Origin of the sequence: Pseudomonas cucumis (assembly GCF_030687935.1) — a bacterium.
GTDB lineage: Bacteria > Pseudomonadota > Gammaproteobacteria > Pseudomonadales > Pseudomonadaceae > Aquipseudomonas > Aquipseudomonas cucumis.
In genome coordinates this window covers 4,635,371-4,651,435 of sequence record NZ_CP117454.1, presented here as the reverse complement: position 1 = coordinate 4,651,435, position 16,065 = coordinate 4,635,371, and the positions used below count along the sequence as shown (strand labels likewise).

At 60.4% G+C, this 16,065-nt stretch carries 14 protein-coding genes; 5 read left to right on the top strand and 9 right to left on the bottom strand.

Features of this window, described 5'->3' with window-relative positions:
• Positions 1 to 222 precede the first annotated feature (222 nt).
• A complete protein-coding gene (locus PSH97_RS21045) occupies positions 223 to 1,155 on the top strand; it encodes a DMT family transporter (protein ID WP_305446553.1) in 933 nt (310 codons plus the stop codon).
• Here the strand turns inward: PSH97_RS21045 and PSH97_RS21040 are convergent.
• The gene (locus PSH97_RS21040) at positions 1,091 to 2,281 is read right to left on the bottom strand and encodes an MFS transporter (RefSeq protein WP_305446552.1); all 1,191 of its coding nucleotides are present in this window, start codon (positions 2,279 to 2,281) and stop codon (positions 1,091 to 1,093) included. The two genes, PSH97_RS21045 and PSH97_RS21040, sit on opposite strands and share 65 nt — an antisense overlap.
• Before the next feature lie 104 nt (positions 2,282 to 2,385).
• On the opposite strand from PSH97_RS21040, the gene ptrR reads away from it, so the two are divergent.
• Both ptrR and PSH97_RS21030 read left to right on the top strand, forming a co-directional pair.
• Entirely contained in the window at positions 2,386 to 3,279 is an 894-nt protein-coding gene (gene ptrR, locus PSH97_RS21035; protein ID WP_305446551.1) for a putrescine utilization regulator PtrR, read from the top strand.
• Positions 3,280 to 3,418: 139 nt separating this feature from the next.
• Positions 3,419 to 3,550 carry a PA1414 family protein gene (locus tag PSH97_RS21030; protein WP_256580670.1) on the top strand — a complete coding sequence of 44 codons (132 nt, stop codon included), beginning with the start codon at positions 3,419 to 3,421 and terminating at the stop codon, positions 3,548 to 3,550.
• Between the two features lie 134 nt (positions 3,551 to 3,684).
• On the opposite strand, the gene PSH97_RS21025 is transcribed toward PSH97_RS21030, so the two are convergent.
• The 5 genes from PSH97_RS21025 to speB all read right to left on the bottom strand — a co-directional run bounded on the left by PSH97_RS21025 (position 3,685) and on the right by speB (position 8,698).
• A complete protein-coding gene (locus PSH97_RS21025) occupies positions 3,685 to 3,936 on the bottom strand; it encodes an acyl carrier protein (protein WP_305446550.1) in 252 nt (83 codons plus the stop codon).
• A 243-nt stretch (positions 3,937 to 4,179) separates the two neighbouring features.
• Positions 4,180 to 5,559 (bottom strand): sodium:solute symporter, encoded by a 1,380-nt coding sequence (locus PSH97_RS21020; protein ID WP_305446549.1) that lies wholly within the window; start codon positions 5,557 to 5,559, stop codon positions 4,180 to 4,182.
• Positions 5,560 to 5,749: 190 nt separating this feature from the next.
• Positions 5,750 to 7,261: a purine-cytosine permease family protein gene (locus PSH97_RS21015; protein ID WP_305446548.1), complete on the bottom strand. Its 1,512-nt coding sequence runs from the start codon at positions 7,259 to 7,261 to the stop codon at positions 5,750 to 5,752.
• A gap of 54 nt (positions 7,262 to 7,315) precedes the next feature.
• Positions 7,316 to 7,738, bottom strand: a complete 423-nt coding sequence (locus tag PSH97_RS21010) for a YybH family protein (protein ID WP_305446547.1) — start codon at positions 7,736 to 7,738, stop codon at positions 7,316 to 7,318.
• 9 nt (positions 7,739 to 7,747) lie between these two features.
• Positions 7,748 to 8,698 carry an agmatinase gene (gene speB / locus PSH97_RS21005; RefSeq protein WP_030131905.1) on the bottom strand — a complete coding sequence of 317 codons (951 nt, stop codon included), beginning with the start codon at positions 8,696 to 8,698 and terminating at the stop codon, positions 7,748 to 7,750.
• A 304-nt stretch (positions 8,699 to 9,002) separates the two neighbouring features.
• Between speB and PSH97_RS21000 the strand changes: the two genes are divergently transcribed.
• Positions 9,003 to 9,896 (top strand): LysR family transcriptional regulator, encoded by an 894-nt coding sequence (locus tag PSH97_RS21000; protein ID WP_305446546.1) that lies wholly within the window; start codon positions 9,003 to 9,005, stop codon positions 9,894 to 9,896.
• A gap of 4 nt (positions 9,897 to 9,900) precedes the next feature.
• The gene (locus PSH97_RS20995; RefSeq protein ID WP_305446545.1) at positions 9,901 to 10,497 is read left to right on the top strand and encodes a tRNA-uridine aminocarboxypropyltransferase; all 597 of its coding nucleotides are present in this window, start codon (positions 9,901 to 9,903) and stop codon (positions 10,495 to 10,497) included.
• Between the two features lie 122 nt (positions 10,498 to 10,619).
• Here PSH97_RS20995 and PSH97_RS20990 read toward each other — a convergent pair whose 3' ends face one another.
• Genes PSH97_RS20990 through PSH97_RS20980 form a run of 3 tightly spaced genes read right to left on the bottom strand, consistent with a single transcriptional unit; the run spans position 10,620 to position 15,536 of the window.
• Entirely contained in the window at positions 10,620 to 11,975 is a 1,356-nt protein-coding gene (locus PSH97_RS20990) for an HlyD family type I secretion periplasmic adaptor subunit (RefSeq protein ID WP_305446544.1), read from the bottom strand.
• Between the two features lie 9 nt (positions 11,976 to 11,984).
• Positions 11,985 to 14,144 carry a type I secretion system permease/ATPase gene (locus tag PSH97_RS20985; RefSeq protein ID WP_305446543.1) on the bottom strand — a complete coding sequence of 720 codons (2,160 nt, stop codon included), beginning with the start codon at positions 14,142 to 14,144 and terminating at the stop codon, positions 11,985 to 11,987.
• 33 nt (positions 14,145 to 14,177) lie between these two features.
• Positions 14,178 to 15,536 carry a TolC family outer membrane protein gene (locus PSH97_RS20980; protein ID WP_305446542.1) on the bottom strand — a complete coding sequence of 453 codons (1,359 nt, stop codon included), beginning with the start codon at positions 15,534 to 15,536 and terminating at the stop codon, positions 14,178 to 14,180.
• Positions 15,537 to 16,065: the final 529 nt, after the last annotated feature.

Genomic DNA, 16,065 nt, shown 5'->3' with positions numbered 1-16,065 from the left:
CAGGCAAAAGATCGCAGTGTGCGGTGGCGGCTAAAGAGAGGACGCGACCGCCACATGACGCAAGCAACGATTTAAAGGTCTTTTGCAGACACCTTTTTCTGTCCATCTGGTTAATAATCGGCAGCATCATTTTTCGCCTCGACACCTCTGTTCAGCCAGAAGGCCGGGGCTTTATTTTTACTGTCGAGTCACTGCCATGGATTGTGTTGTCGAGGTGTTCCGGTGAGCGCCACCCGGCGTAGCGCCGATGGGTTTGCCCTGCAAGTGATGGTCGGGCTGTGCCTGATCTGGGGCGTGCAGCAGGTGATGATCAAATGGGCCGCGCCCGACATCGCGCCGGTCATGCAAGCGGCGGGGCGGTCGGGTATTTCCGCGTTGCTCGTAGGATTGTTGATCTGCTGGAAGGGCGGTTGGGATCAGGTCGGCAGTACCTGGCGTGGCGGCTTGCTGGCGGGTGCGTTGTTTGGCCTGGAGTTCTTCTTCATTTCCGAAGGCCTGCAATTGACCACGGCGGCGCACATGTCGGTGTTCCTCTACACCGCGCCGATTTTTACTGCGTTGGGCGTGCATTGGCTGCTACCGAGTGAGCGTTTGAGGCCGGTGCAATGGCTGGGGATTTTTCTCGCCTTCATCGGCATTGCCATTGCGTTTGCCGGGGGCGTGTCGTGGGACAACCTCGACCACCGCATGCTGATGGGCGATGCGTTGGGCGTGCTGGCCGGCGCCTCATGGGGCGCGACCACCGTGGTGGTGCGCGCCTCGCGTCTGTCGGAAGCGCCGGTGACCCTGACGCTGTTTTATCAACTGATTGTCGGCTTCGTCGGCCTGCTGTTGATCGCGATCCTCAGCGGGCAGGTCACCCATGTCAGCCTGACCACAGTTGCCGTGGCCAGTGTGTTGTTCCAGGGGGTGGTGGTGTCGTTCTTCAGTTACCTGACCTGGTTCTGGTTGCTGCGTCGTTATCTGGCAGCGAACCTGGCGGTGTTTTCGTTCATGACGCCATTGTTCGGTGTCACGTTCGGCGTGGTGCTGTTGGGCGAAGAACTGAGCCTCAACTTTGTGATCGGCGCGGTGCTGGTTCTGCTCGGGATCACTTTTGTGAGCGCAGAGCAGTGGGTCCGCCGTCATTTGCGCAAAGCACTTGGGCAACCCTGACCGGGCGTAGCAACAGGCCTCCCGCGATGATCAAGCCGCTGCCGGCGATTATCAACGCAGGTTGCAATCCACCGCTGAAATGGCTACTCAGCGCTGCCAGCAACGGCCCGCTGAGCTGACCCACGGCGAAGCACGCGGTCAGTAGCCCGGCGTTGCGCTGGGTAGCGTGGGGCGCCAGTTCCCGGGAGCGCTGCATCACCAGTTGCATGCAGGCCAGGAATGGCCCGCCACACAGGATCACCCCCAACGCCAGGCCGGCACCGCTGCCCAACAGGCAAGCAAACACCCCGGCCGCCTGCAACCACAACGTGGCTATCAACCAATGGCGAGTGGCGTTCGGGTTGTGTCGACGCAGGCTCACCAACACCACCCCGATTGCTGCTGCGAGGCCGAAGCATGGCCAGAACAGATCGGCTTGCCATTGCCCATGGAATTGCGCGCTGGCCATCTGCGAGAGGAAAGTGGCCGGGATGATGTAGCCCAAACCGTACAGACCATAAATCACCGGTAAACGTCCGACACCTTGGGTGCCCGATGTGACGGCAGACGGTGTCGCTATAGCAGGCGTAGCCGGCTGCGGTAGGAACGGCAGAATCCCCAGCAGCATCACCAGCCCGACACCGGCATACACCAGCCACAAGGTCGCGGACGTCTGCCCCAGCAGGTTCGAGCCCAAGGCCAACAACCCCGTCAGAAAAATCCCCAGACCCGGCCCGGCAAAGACCAGCGCCCCGAGCCGCGGACGACCGGCCGCCGCTGCCAGCGGTTGACTCAATGCGGTAATCATCACCAACACCCAGGCGCTGGCCACGCCCGTGCCGAAACGCAATACCAGATGCGACCAGAACCCGTCGGCCCAGAAGGAGGCCAGGGTCAGCAATACACAGAGCCACAAACCGCCGAGCAGGCGCCGACGAACCTGCTCGGGTCGACGGGCGAACATCGCGTCCACCGCGCCGACGAAGTAGCCGAGGTAGTTGGCGGCGGCAATCAGACCGGCGGCGGTCAGGTCGATCTGGCCTTCGCTGAGCAAGTGCGGCAGTTGCGGGGTCAGGGCGAAGCGCCCGATACCCATGGCCATCATCAGGGCGATAAAACTGGCGGTTAGGCGAATCAGAGGGGACATGGTCTGAGTTCCGTTTCGAGGATCAATGACCGTCAGGCTAGGACTGATTGACTTTCTTTAAAAATGAATAATAGTGAGAAACTTGTTCTTATTTGGAGAATGGCGTGGAATTCAGCCAATTGCGGATCTTCCAGGCGGTGGCGCAGGAGGGCTCGATTACCCGTGCTGCTGAACGCCTGCATCGCGTACCGTCCAACCTGTCGACCCGGCTCAAGCAGCTCGAAGAGCAACTCGGTGTCGAACTGTTCGTACGCGAGCGTCAGCGTTTGCAGTTGTCACCTGCGGGAAAAGTCCTCTTGGACTACACCGCCAAGCTGTTCGCTTTACACGACGAAGCCCACGCGGCGGTGCAGGGCGGGCAACCGGCCGGGGATTTCGTCTTAGGCACCATGTACAGCACCGCCGCGATTCATCTGCCGGAGCTGTTGGCGCGATATCACCGCAGTTATCCGGCGGTGAACCTGCAAGTGCAGTCGGGGCCCAGCGGCGAATTACTCGAAGGTCTGCTCACCGGGCGCCTCGATGCGGCGCTGGTGGACGGCCCGCTGGAATTGGCCGGGCTCGACGGCGTGCCGTTGTGCGACGAACGGCTGGTGTTGATCAGCGAGGCCGATCATCCGCCGGTACGCAGCGCGCTGGATGTTGAAGGGCGTTCGGTATTCACGTTTCGGCAGGGCTGTTCCTATCGGATGCGTCTGGAAGCCTGGTTCGCCCATGATCACGCGGCCATGGGCCGGGCGATGGAGATCGAGTCTTATCCGGGAATGCTCGCCTGCGTGATTGCCGGCTCCGGCGTGGCGCTGATGTCGGAGTCGATGCTCGCCAGCCTGCCGGGGCGCGAAAGCGTGGCGGTGCACCCGTTGGCCGAGCCGTTCGCCAGCGCGACAACCTGGCTGATGTGGCGCAAAGGCATGGTCGGGGCCAACCTGAATGCATGGATCGAGCAGCAGCAGGCGGTGTATCCGTCGACAGCGATTCAGACCCAGGCCATTGCTTGAACCAACGTCCAGGGATTTGGATCAATTCAGTAACAGATCATTGCGATGTTGGACGAGCATTGCGTAGGACTTCGGACTATTATCAGTGCGAAGGGGCTACAGAACTTCGGCCGCTCGGCACTACCCTGAAGGGGGCACCATGAAAGAGAAAATCCAAAACTGGCTGCATGACCTGGGTGTCGCACTCGGTTTGATCGAACCGCCTCTGCAACCCGTGCCTATTCGCACTGACGACGAACAACGTCGCCGCCAGCAGCAGCGCCGCAGGTAAGTTATTAATCCTGAAAAAGATCGCAGCCTTCGGCAGCTCCTACAGGAGTGCACCGGTGCTGCGATTGCGGGTGCCTGTAGGAGCTGCCGAAGGCTGCGATCTTGGCGGTCGACAGGTTAGATCAAGTGTGGCGGTTAATACCGCCCAATCTCAATCAAAAACCGGCTCAAATCGTCGACAGTCGTCGCCGTCCTGAGCATCCGGTCTTCTTCGGCGGTAAACGCCGTCAATCCCAGCTGATCTTCCAGATGGAAAATCAGATCTTCAATATCTTCTTCATCCAGTCCCAACTGCACCAGGCGAGTGTTGTCGTCAAAGTCCTCCTGATTTTCCAGCAGGCGGCTGATGAAGCGGTGCACGGCTGTACGAACGGCGGCTCTGGTCATGATTGTTCTTCGAGGGCGTCATTGTTGTGGTCCCTGGTGCTGAGTACAGCAGGCTTCAGGCGTGTCGGCGCTGCCACTCGTCAATCATCGTAGCCCGCGTGCAAACGAGATCGAGCCCCTCGCTTCACCTCCAACCACCGATCGCGGCTGACGATCTTCACGGATAGATTCCTTCAGGCGAAAAAAAACGGGTGTGGCAACCGACGCCACACCCGTCGAAGAAATGGTTGCTACAACATCAGCTTAGATCGCGCTCGCCACCACTGCCGGGCGACGGGACAGCAAGCTGACCACCACGAAACTCACCAGGCCCACGCCGAGGCTGTAGTAGATCGGGGTGTTGGCGTCCATACCGTCCTTGAACATGAACACCAGCGCGGTGACGAAGCCCAGCGCCATGCTGGTGATCGCACCGGCCGTCGTGGCGCGTTTCCAGTAGATCGCCCCCATCAGCGGGATCAGCATGCCGCCCACCAACAGGTTGTAGGCCAGGGTCAGTGCGCTGATCACATCATTGACCACCAAAGCGATGCCCAGTACTGCGATGCCGGTCAGCAGGGTAAACAGGCGGTTAACACTCACGTTCGATTGTTTACCGCCACGCAGCTTTGGCAGCAGGTCTTCGGTCAGGGTGGTGGATGCGGCGAGCAGGCCGGCGCTGGCGGTGGACATCATGGCCGCCAGTGCAGCAGCGATCACCAGGCCGCGGATACCGTCCGGCAGGGACACTTTGACAATGGCGGCAAAGGCATTGTTGACGTTGTCCAGATCTGGAATCAGCACATGAGCGGCCATGCCGATCAGCGCGCACACCAGGCCGTAGACAATGCAGTAGATCCCGGCAGACGTACCGGCGTACTTGGCGACTTTCTCGCTTCGTGCGGTGAACACCCGTTGCCAGATGTCTTGACCGATCAGGATGCCAAAGAAGTAGATCAGGAAGTAGGTGATGATGGTGTCCCAGCCGATGCTGGTGAAGTTGAAGCTGGCGGCCGGCAATTGCGCAACCAGTTGATCCCAGCCACCGACACGGTACAGGCAGATCGGCAGCAACAGGAACATCAGGCCCACGGTCTGGATACCGAACTGGACGATGTCGGTCAGGGTCAGGGACCACATGCCACCGATGGTCGAGTAAATCACCACCACACCGCCACCCAGCAGCACCGAGAGCCAGAACGGCAGGCCGAAAAGCACTTGCAGCACGGTGCCGATCGCCAGGACCGAGGTCACACCGATCATCAGCGCATAGGCCAGCATGATGGTTGCGCTCGCGGTACGCGCCATTGGGTTGTAGCGCTTTTCCAGCACCTGGGTAACGGTGAATACCTTCAGCTTCAGCAACGGTTTGGCGAGGAACAGGTTCAGCGCCACGATGCCGCAGCCCAGTGCGGCGCACAGCCAGAAACCGGAAATGCCATGAACGTAGCCCAGGCGCACGGTGCCGACGGTGGACGCGCCACCCAGAACGGTAGCAGCCATGGTGCCCATGTAGAGACCAGGACCGAGGTTGCGACCGGCGACCAAATAGTCTTCGTGGGTCTTGGCCTTGCGCATGCCGTAGTAGCCGAGCACCAGCATCGCGGCGGCGTAAATGAGAACGACGAATAAATCCAAAGCCATGATGGCGTGTCTCCGATTGTCTTTTTTATGGTGAGGCGAAACCAATCCCTGTGGAAATATCAATCCCCTGTGGGAGCGTGGCTTGCCCGCGATGGGGGCGCCACGGTCTGTCAGGCAGACCGCGTCATCGTTCTTCGCGGGCAAGCCTCGCTCCTACAGGTAATGCGTTGACCACAGGTAATGTGTTGAATCAGGCCGCTTGTCGAATCGCCGGTTTACCGAGCGAATCCGTGCCCTTGCTGCGTGGATCACTGGGGCCGAACACCGTGGCCGGTTCCGGGAACAGGCTCAGCAGCGTCAGGTACACCACGGAAGCCAGGCCCAGCGTCACCGGCAGGGAGATGTCGATACCGCCCGCCAGATTCCCCAGTGGCCCGACAAACTGCCCCGGCAGGTTCACGAAACACAAACCCACCAGCGCGCTCGGGATCCAGGCGCCCAGGCCACGCCAGTTCCAGCCGTGGGTGAACCAGTAGCGGCCACCTTTCTCGCCGCGGGTGAACACTTGCAGGTCATCCGGGCAGTAGAAGCCGCGACGTACCAGCAGGCCGATGATCATGATCACCATCCACGGGGTGGTGCAGGTGATGATCAGCACAGCAAAGGTCGACACGCTCTGCACCAGGTTCGCCGCAAAGCGCCCGATGAAGATGAAAGCAATCGACATCACGCCGATCAGCAGCGTTGCCTTGACCCGTGACAGCACCCGCGGGAACACGCTGGACATGTCCAGCCCGGTGCCATACAGCGAGGTGGTGCCGGTGGACATGCCGCCGATCACCGCAATCAGGCACACCGGCAAGAAGAACCAGCTTGGCGACACCGCCAGCAGGCCGCCGACGTAGTTGTTGGCCGCGATGTAGTCCGGTGCCTTGATCGCCACGATGGTGGCGGTGGCGAGGCCGAACAGGAAGGGGATCAGGGTGGCGATTTGTGCTGCGATCACCGCCAGCATGATGCGACCCTTCGGGGTTTCGCGCGGGATGTATCGCGACCAGTCACCGAGGAATGCGCCAAAGGAAATCGGGTTGCTCATGGCCACCAATGCAGCGCCGATGAAGGCGGCCCAAAATCCGGCCTGACCCATGGCGACGGTGCCGGCGAACTGGCTGTCGAAGGTCGGGGCGAACGCGAAGATGCCGAGCAGGAACAGCGCGCTGGCAGCCCACACCGCGATGCGATTGACCCACAGCATGAAGCGGAAGCCGTAGATGCAAACGGTCAGTACCAGTATTGCGAACAGTCCATAGGCTAGGCCGAGTGTCAGATCGGTTTCCGGAAGGCCGATCAAGCGTTTGGCGCCACCCACCAGCGCATCACCCGAGCTCCATACCGAGAGCGAAAAGAAGGCAATGGCGGTCAACAGCGACAAAAATGAACCGACGATCCGCCCGTGTACGCCAAAGTGTGCACCGGAAGACACGGCATTGTTGGTGCCATTGAGTGGGCCGAACAGGCCCATCGGCGCAAGGATTAGCGCGCCGAGTACCACGCCCAGCACAATCGCCCACACGCCTGCCTGGAAGGACAGGCCGAACAGCACGGGAAAACTGCCGAGTACCGCTGTGGCGAAGGTATTGGCGCCGCCGAAGATCAGGCGAAACAGGTCGCTGGGTCTGGCGTCGCGCTCATGATCCGGGATCTGTTCGACCCCGTTTGTTTCGATGCTGCTAAGGCTTCTTTGTTTGTTGTTGTTATTCATGATCTGCTCCGATCATAAAGGCGCGCTCATCGTGCGTGAGCGTCACCTGTTTGGCTAAGGGGGTGGCAGCCCTTCCGGCATTGCGGACAAATGTTCGTGGCAGGCCAGCCATAGGCCTTGTTGTTCTTGGCCAGACGTCTGTTTCTTGAAAACAATCGTCTCGCGCTCCTGGCTGAAGTGTTGCTCCCCTTGCATGCGCAGCTCGGTGGCCACGTCATGGATGAAAATCGCCACGTCACCCTGCTGGCTGACGAAGGCGTTGCTCGAGGTGCATGACAGCACCTCGAAGCCGTCCTCGGCGCGCCAGCTGTCCCACAACGCCTGATAGGCATCGCGCGACAACAGGGGTTGCTCGAGGGTGTAGAACACGAAGCTGGCGTCGGCGCTGAATGCGCCGAAGTAGGCTTCGCGATCGTTACGGGCAAAGGCCGACACCAGCTCGACGGCGGCGTTGAGTACCTGATCACGTTCGCTCATGACCGATCCTCAGCGATGGACCACGCCCGGCAGTACGCAGAGCATTTCGTACAGCAGGTTGGCGCCCAACAGCGAGGTGTTACCGGTGGTGTCGTACGCTGGCGAGACTTCTACCAGATCGCAGCCGACCAGATCGAGGCCTTGGCAGCCGCGCACGATTTCGATCGCCTGAATGGTCGTCAGACCGCCGATTTCCGGGGTGCCCGTGCCTGGTGCCCAGGCCGGGTCGATACCGTCGATATCGAAACTCAAGTACACCGGACCGCCGCCGACTTTCTCGCGAACTTCGGCCATCAGCGGTGCCAGAGATTTGTGCCAGCATTCTTCCGCTTGAACCACACGGAAGCCTTGATTGCGGCTCCAGTTGAAGTCATCAGCGGTGTAACCCTGAGCGCGCAGGCCAATTTGCACCACGCGATCGCAATCCAGAAGGCCTTCTTCAACGGCGCGACGGAAGGTGGTGCCATGGGCGATTTTCTCGCCGAACATGTGATCGTTTACATCGGCGTGAGCGTCGATGTGCACCAGACCGACCTTGCCGTGCTTTTTATGGATGGCTCGCAGGATCGGCAGGGTGATGGTGTGATCGCCGCCGAGGGTCAGGGGGATCACATCGTGTTCGAGGATATTGTCGTAGGCCTCTTCGATGATCCGCACGGCGTCCAGCAGGTTGAAGGTGTTGATCGCCACATCACCGATGTCGGCAACCGACAGCGAATCGAACGGCGCGGCGCCGGTGGCCATGTTGTACGGGCGGATCATCACCGATTCAGCGCGGATTTCACGTGGCCCGAAACGGGTGCCGGGGCGCAGGGAAGTGCCGATGTCCAGCGGGATGCCGATAAAGGCAGCGTCCAGGCCTGCAGCGGATGGCAAATGGGGGAGTCGCAGCATGGTGGCGATGCCGCCGAAGCGCGGCATTTCGTTGCCGCCCAGTGGTTGGTGAAGAATCTTGTCCACGGGTAAGGCCTCATCGTCGTTGTTTTATTTATGTCGGTTGCACGCTCGGGGAGAGACGGGCACCGCTGTGGGCCGATTCTGCGAAATGTAGTGGCCGGGAAGAATCGCTACGGGCAAATACTTAGTTCAGATTTTTCTAAACTAATGGCCGCTGCGACGATAGACTCTTTCCCGTGATCGTTCCCGCGCTCTGCGTGGGAATGCATCCACGGACGCTCCGCGTCCAGCTGTTCCGAGTATGTGACGCAGAGCGTCACGGGCTGCATTCCCACGCAGAGCGTGGGAACGATCTACGGAGTGCCCCATGGCCAACGCTTTACCCGACCTGAAACTATTGCGCATCTTTGTCAGCGTGGTCCGCCATCAGGGGTTTGCCAACGCCCAGCACGAGCTCAACCTCTCGACCTCGGCCATCAGCACTTACATGAGCCAGCTGGAAGCGGCCCTCGGCCTGGTGCTGTGCCATCGCGGTCGCGGTGGTTTCAGCCTGACCAGCAAGGGCGAGCTGTTCCATCAGGAAACCCTGCGTCTGTTGGCGGAACTCGAAGGTTTCGAACAATACGCCGCCGCCCTCAAAGGCGAGCTGCGCGGCACTCTGAATCTCGGCGTGATCGACTCCACCGTCAGCGACAAAGCCTTGCCGTTCGCCGAAGCCATCGGTGCCTACAGTCAGGAACACCCGGCGGTGCATTTGCATCTGTCAGTCATGAGCCCCTACGAACTGCAACTCGGCGTGCAGGACAACCGCCTCGATTTGGCCATCGGTGCCTTTTCCACGCGCATGAGCGGTCTGGTCTACATGCCGCTGTACCGCGAGCAGCACTGGTTGTATTGCAGCAGCCGTCATCCGCTGTTCACCGAGCGGCGTATCCCTGAGCAAGTCATCACCCAACAGCGCATGGTCGGCCGTGGCTATTGGAGCCAGGCCGAACTCGCGCGCCACGGTTTCAAGCACAGCGCGGCGACCGTGGAAAGTATGGAGGGCCAGTTGATTCTGGTGCTGTCCGGTGCCTACATCGGTTACCTGCCGGAGCATTACGCCCAGGCTTGGGCCGACAAAGGTGATTTGCGCGTGCTGCTGCCAGCGACGTTCGGTTATCAGGCACCGTTTTCGATGATCGTGCGCCGTGGCCGCAGCCGCGAACCGCTGATCCAGACCTTTCGCGACCTGCTCAAAGCGCAGCTCAATCAGGCTTAAGACAATGTCCAGAATCCAGTGCCCGCGTTGCCTGCGCCCGCAAACCCATTGCCTGTGCCCGCTGATCCCAAGCCTCGACAGCCGCACTCGGGTGTTGCTGCTTCAGCACCCAAGTGAAGTGAACCATGCGCTGAACACCGCGCGATTGGCGGCGTTGGGATTAAAGAATGCCGAGTTGATTGTGGGCGAGGTGTTCGAGGATTTGCCGGCGCTGCTGAATCAGCCGGGCTATCAGGCACGGTTGCTGTTTCCCGGCGAGGAGGCGCAGCCGATGCAGGCCTACACCGCTAATGATGAGCCGCTGCTGCTGGTGGTTCCGGACGGCACCTGGCGCAAGGCGCGCAAAATGCTGCACCTCAATCCGTTGTTGGCGGCGTTGCCCAGAGTGACTCTGGCCGAGGGCGGGGTGTCGCGTTATCGCTTACGCAAGGCTCCGGGGCCGGGGGCGTTGTCGACGGTGGAGGCGATTGTTCAGGCGTTGCAGACGCTTGAGTCTCCCGTCAGTTTTGAGCCGTTGTTGAAGCCATTCGAGGCGTTGATCGAGGGGCAGATTGCGGCGATGGGGGAGGAGGTTTTTCAGCGTAATCATGGGCCGAGATAGTGATCGTTCCCACGCTCTGCGTGGGAATGCATCCAGTGACGCTCTGCGTCACATCCTGGAAGGGACGCGGAGCGTCCCGGGCGGCATTCCCACGCGGAGCGTGGGAACGATCACAACAAAGACTACCTTTCCCGCATCGCCTCGGTCCGCGCTTTCAACACCGGTTTAAGCAAATAATCGAGCACGCTTTTCTCCCCGGTAATAATGTCCACCGTCGCGACCATCCCCGGAATGATCAGCAGCGGTTTCGCATCCCCGCCCAAGTGATTCTTGTCGGTTCTTACCTGAATCAGATAAAAGCTGTTGCCCTTGTCATCGGTGATGGTGTCCGCGCCAATCAGCTCCAGCTTCGCACTCAGCCCGCCATAAATCGTGTAGTCGTAAGCGCTGAACTTGACCATGGCTTTCTGGCCTGGGTGCAGGAACGCTACGTCTTGAGGGCGGACTTTGGCTTCGATCAGCAGGTTGTCTTCCAGCGGCACGATTTCCACCATGTCGTTACCCGGCTGGACCACGCCGCCGATGGTGTTGACCTTCAGCATTTTGATGATGCCGTGAACCGGCGACACCACGGTGGTGCGCGTCACCCGGTCGTCGATGGCAATGCTTGAGGCAGTGATTTTCGACAGGTCGGTGCGTTTTTCATTCAGCTCTTTCGCCGCATCGGAACGGAAGGATTGTTCGGACTCATCGATCTTGCTTTTGATCTCATTGATCGCCGATTCGGCACGGGGAATCGCCAGGGTCGTGGCATTCAGCGAGCCGCGGATTTCCACCGCGCTGCGTTTGAGCCGCAAGATTTCCACCGGCGAAACCGCCCCGGTGCCCACCAGCGGCGCAGACATGTTCATCTCTTGTTGCAGCAGGGCCAGGCTGGAACTGAATTGCCCCTGTTTGGAACGGAATTCCGCCAGCTCCTGGGTTTTCTGCCGAAGTTGTTCGGTCAGCGTGCGCTGCTCGCTGGCCAGTCGGCGCTGACGTTGTTCGTACAGCGAGCGTTCGTCCTCGGCCACTTGCGGGGCTTTGGCAATGACTTCCGCAGACAGCTTGAACGGCCGGCCTTCTGCTTCAGCCGACAGCCGTTCGACCTGCGCGGTCAGCGCATAGCGGTCCGCTTCGCTTTCACCCTTGTTCGACAGAAATCGCGTGTCATCCAGGCGCAGCAAAGTGTCGCCCTTGTTCACCATTTGCCCTTCGCGCACGAAAATTTCCGTGACGATGCCGCCCTCCAGGTTTTGGATCACCTGAATCTTGCTCGACGGGATCGCCTTGCCTTCACCCGTGGTGACTTCCTGCAACACGGCGAACTTGGCCCAGACCAGCGCGGTGATCAGCAGCGCGGCCGCCAGCCATACGGTGATCCGCGACCAGCGCGGTGAATCCTGCAACGAGGCGCCGGCAGTTTCCGGCATGAATTCGACTTCGGCGCTTTTGCCGAAACTGTTGAAGTAGCCACGGGAACCTTGATCCGCAGACATGGGCAACTCCTAAACCGTCGCAGAGCCGACACGGCCCTTGCGCAACGCATCGATGACCGCTTCTTTCGGGCCGTCGGCGACGATCCGCCCGTTGTCCAGCACCACCAACCGGTCCACCAGGCTGAGCATTGAGGTGCGGTGAGTGACCAGCAGCAGGGTTTTGCCCTGGATCCAGCCGTGGAGTTTTTGCCGCAGGACGTCTTCGCTGCTGTTGTCCATGGCACTGGTGGGTTCGTCGAGCAGCATGATCGGCGGGTCGAGCAACAAGGCCCGCGCCAGCAATACTGCTTGGCGTTGACCGCCCGACAACAACTGACCGCGCTCACCCACCGGCCGGTCGAAGCCTTGGGGATGTTGGCGAGCCAGTTCGGTGACGCCGGTCAGTTCAGCGACTTCAAGCATCCGGGCATCGCTGATGTAGCGCGCGCCGAGGGTCAGGTTGTCGCGCAGGCTGCCGGCCAGTAGCGGCAGGTCGTGGGCGACGTAGCCGATCTGTTGACGCAGGTCGGCGACGTCCAGTTGTCGCAGGTCCAGGCCATCGAGCAACAACTGGCCTTCTTCCGGCGCATAGAAACCCATCACCAAACGCGCCAATGTGCTTTTGCCCGAACCGCTGCGGCCGATGATGCCGATCCGTTCGCCGGGTTTCATGCTGAAGCTGACATTGGCCAGGGCCGGGGCGTTCTGGCCGTTGTAGTGGAACGTCACGCCGCTGACAGCCAGTGCGCCTTGCAGTTGCGTGCGCTCCAATGGCCGTTGTTTGGCGTCACGTTCTTGTGGCAACGACATCAGCGCATCGGTGCTTTTCATGGTCAGTTGCGCTTGCTGATAGCGGGTGATCAGCCCGGCGATTTGCCCCAGCGGCGCAAGCACGCGGCTGCCGAGCATGTAGGTCGCCACCAGCGCGCCGACGCTTAGGTTGCCGGCGATGATGCTGTAGACCCCGGCGACGATGGTCGCCATGCCGGAGAACTGCTGAATGAACAGCGTGCCGTTGGTGGCCAGCGCCGAGAGGTTGCGCGCATGGCTGTCGAGGCGGGTGAGGGCGCCGTGGGTGCTTTCCCATTTGTGTTGGCGTTCGCTTTCGGCGCTGCACGCCTTGAGGGTTTCCAGGCCGCCGAGGGTTTCGATCAGCAGGGCCTGGCGTTCGGCGCCCAGGCTCAGACTTTTCTGCACGGTGTCGCGCAGACGTGCCTGAATCACCATGGCAAAGATGATCGTGATGGGGAAGGCGAACAGTGGAATCACCACCAGCCAGCCACCGAGCAGGCCGATCACCACCAGCATCAGCACGGCGAAGGGCAGGTCGATCAGGCTGGTCAGCGTGACGGCGGTGAGAAATTCCCGCAGGCCCTGAAAGTCATGAATGCTCTGGGCGAAACCACCGATGGTCGCTGGCCGCGCTTTCATCGCCATGCCGGTGATGCGTTCGAACAAGGTTGCCGAAAGAATCACGTCGGTTTTCTTCCCGGCGGTGTCCAGCAAATGCGCGCGAACCACCCGCAGCACCAGCTCGAAGCCGGTGCCGATCAGCAAGCCGATCGACAGCACCCACAACGTTGAAGTGGCCTGGTTCGGCACCACCCGGTCGTAGGTCTGCATCACGAACAGCGGCACCATCAGCCCCAGCAGGTTGATCAGAAAACTCGCCAGAATCGCATCGCTGTACAGCCACTTCGACAGCTTCAACGTGTCGCGAAACCACGCCTCGACGCGCGGCACCAGCGGCGCGCGCAAGTCTTCGAGTTCATGCCGCGGCCGGGCGAACAAGGCCTGGCCGCTGTAATTGGCGGCCAGCTCGTCCGTGCTGACCCATTGTTCTCCACCGTCGGCTTCGCTCGGCAGAATCAGCGCCTGACCATCATCGCCGAAGCGACGCAAGACCGCGCAGCGGCCATGGTTGAGGATCAGCATCACAGGCAGGTTGAGCGCGGAAATCTCCCCCAGTTCACGGCGCAACACACGCGCCTGCAAACTGGCCCGGGCCGCTGCGCGCGGCAGCAGGTCCAGGCTCAAGCGTTGGTGTGCCAATGGCAGCCCGGCGCTCAGGCTGGCGCGACTGACCGTCGCGCCATGAAGTTTGCAGAGAATCAACAGACCGTCCAGAAGCGGGTCATCGAAGCTCAGGCGCGGATCGACACCCGTGTTGCCGGTTTCCATGCTGGTCACATTGATCGCTCCCTTTGCGCTACTTCATTTGAGCTACTTCAGTTCAGGCAAACGCGCTTCGTTTTTTACTTCGGTGGAGGCGATCGCATCGGCGGGCAGTACCACTCGTTGTTTGCTCAGCAACTGACCCATGTTCGCCAGCACGCGGTACATCGAAAACTCCTCGGTGTAGCGCACTTCGGTGTAGCGGCGGTTGGCGTTGTAGAGTTCGTTTTCACTGTCGAGCACGTCGAGCAGGGTTCGTTGACCAAGGCCGAACTGATCCTGATACGCGGCCCGCACACGGGTGGTGGTTTCGGCGTATTCACGGGCGGTCGGGGTTTGTTTCTTGGCATTGAGCATGGCGTTCCAGGCCAGGTGGATGTTCTCGTTGAGCTGGCGCAGGGCGTTGTTGCGGATGTCCAGCGCCTGGTTGATCTGGTGCGCATTGGAGGCCAGGCGAGCCTTGTCGCTGCCACCGCGGAACAGGTTGTAGTTCATCACCACACCCACTCGCCATTCGTTGTCGTGACCTTCGTCGCCCTGAATATTGTTATTCGCACCCACCGCCGCTTCAGCGTCAAAACGCGGGTAGAACGGCGACTTGGAGACTTCGTACTGGCTCTCGGCCGATTGCACATCGGCCTGGGCGGATTTCAGGTACGGGTTGTTTTCCACCATGCTCTGCTGGGCTTCCGGCAGGGTGGCGGGCAATTCGCCGCGGGTCGATGGCGGCGCTTCGAGTTCATCGGGCATGCGCCCCACGACGCTGTAGAAATTCGTCTCGGCATCGGCCAGATCGACTTCGGCGGTGTCGAGGTTGTTTTGCGCCAGCGCCCGGCGAGCGGTGGACTGGTCGGAGTCAGCGTTGCTACCGACCCCACGCTGGGTGCGCAGGCCGATCTGATCGTTGACCCGCATGTGCGCTTGCAGGTTGTTCTTGGCCAGGGTCACCAGTTCGCGGCGCTTGAGCACTTCGAGGTACACCTCGACGGTGCGCAGGGCCAGATCCTGGGCAGTGCCCTGAGCGTAATAGGCTCGCGAGTTGGCCACGCCTTTGGTGCGTGCAACCTCGTTGGAGGTGTTGAAGCCGTCGAACAGCATCTGTCGCAGGCGCAGTTCCGACTGGGTGTAGGTGAGGATTTCGGTGTGGTGATTGCCCTGCGCCCGAGTGGTGGTGTTATCGCTGTACCCGCGCCCGTAGCCGGCGTTCAAATCCACCGATGGATAGAAGCCCCCTTTGGCGACTTTAATCTGCTCGTCGGCCGAGAGCCGGGCATCGACCCGCGACGACAGTTCCGGGTGGGTCGCAATGGTGCTCTGGATCGCCTCGGTCAATGACATCGCCTGAGCCTGAGAAGTGCAGGCCATGGCCAGCAAAATCGCGCTGCAGAGGGGGGTTAAAACGCGCATGGATGCCTCTCCCTGATTCCTGATGGTATTTTGCGGGTCGCCAAATATTTGACGTTATTTTTAAGTGAATCCGTCTCACGCTTGTTACAGCTAGAGCTAAGAACATCCTGACGCGAAGCTAAGAAGGATTTCTCATAAGGCTTATGCCGAAAAAAACTTATGCGCTCTGAAAAATCCAGCACATTGTTCAATGCGAAAGCCTTTGTTTATGAGCTCTAAGGAGCATCGAAGGGCTTGAGGAAAGTTCAATTCACTTTTCGACACAGAGCGAAGAAGTGCTGGAGGGGAGGGAAGCGAGACGGTTTAGAGGCGACAATTTTTTGTCGCTCGAGTGATTCAAAACCGTTACGCATCGTTCGCAGGGCGGTTATTTTGGAAGTGGACCCCGATGCCGTTGATTGCACAGGGTTTTATCCCGATCCAGAAATTCCCCTTGCGAGCGACACGCCTGGCGAGAGCGTCGGGAGGCAGCGGTTTACCTCAGGTAAACGCTTTCTCGGCAAGCAATCCGCCAGACAACCTGCCTGAA

Excerpts from the sequence above, each read along its gene's own strand:
- PSH97_RS21040 (WP_305446552.1), bottom strand. The coding sequence starts at position 2,281 with ATGTCCCCTCTGATTCGCCTAACCGCCAGTTTTATCGCCCTGATGATG.
- PSH97_RS21030 (WP_256580670.1), top strand. The coding sequence starts at position 3,419 with ATGAAAGAGAAAATCCAAAACTGGCTGCATGACCTGGGTGTCGCACTC.
- PSH97_RS21025 (WP_305446550.1), bottom strand. The coding sequence starts at position 3,936 with ATGACCAGAGCCGCCGTTCGTACAGCCGTGCACCGCTTCATCAGCCGC.
- PSH97_RS21020 (WP_305446549.1), bottom strand. The coding sequence starts at position 5,559 with ATGGCTTTGGATTTATTCGTCGTTCTCATTTACGCCGCCGCGATGCTG.
- PSH97_RS21015 (WP_305446548.1), bottom strand. The coding sequence starts at position 7,261 with ATGAATAACAACAACAAACAAAGAAGCCTTAGCAGCATCGAAACAAAC.
- PSH97_RS21010 (WP_305446547.1), bottom strand. The coding sequence starts at position 7,738 with ATGAGCGAACGTGATCAGGTACTCAACGCCGCCGTCGAGCTGGTGTCG.
- PSH97_RS21000 (WP_305446546.1), top strand. The coding sequence starts at position 9,003 with ATGGCCAACGCTTTACCCGACCTGAAACTATTGCGCATCTTTGTCAGC.
- PSH97_RS20995 (WP_305446545.1), top strand. The coding sequence starts at position 9,901 with ATGTCCAGAATCCAGTGCCCGCGTTGCCTGCGCCCGCAAACCCATTGC.
- PSH97_RS20990 (WP_305446544.1), bottom strand. The coding sequence starts at position 11,975 with ATGTCTGCGGATCAAGGTTCCCGTGGCTACTTCAACAGTTTCGGCAAA.
- PSH97_RS20980 (WP_305446542.1), bottom strand. The coding sequence starts at position 15,536 with ATGCGCGTTTTAACCCCCCTCTGCAGCGCGATTTTGCTGGCCATGGCC.